This window comes from Oleiphilus sp. HI0043 (assembly GCF_001634935.1).
Genome location: NZ_LWEY01000870.1, coordinates 1 through 207, shown reverse-complemented (window position 1 = coordinate 207; position 207 = coordinate 1). Strand labels below are relative to the sequence as shown.

Here is a 207-nt window from a genome sequence, read left to right as displayed (position 1 = left end):
ACAAGTATAATGAAGGGAAGGATAAGAATGAGCGTACCTAAGAGGTTAATCCAGGCCTTGGTCTGGTCTTGCCAGTGATCATAGAAAATATCCACGCGGACATGGGCATTTTCTTGAATCGCATAGGGAATACCTAGTAGAAACACGCAAGAGAAGAGATGCCACTCCAGTTCCTGCATACCGATCGATACATCATTAAAGCCATAG

At 44.0% G+C, this 207-nt stretch carries 1 protein-coding gene; it reads right to left on the bottom strand.

Annotation, left to right across the window (positions count from 1 at the left end; genetic code table 11):
- A partial coding sequence (locus A3729_RS09810; protein WP_156497855.1) for a TRAP transporter small permease subunit occupies positions 1–207 on the bottom strand: 207 nt, incomplete at both ends.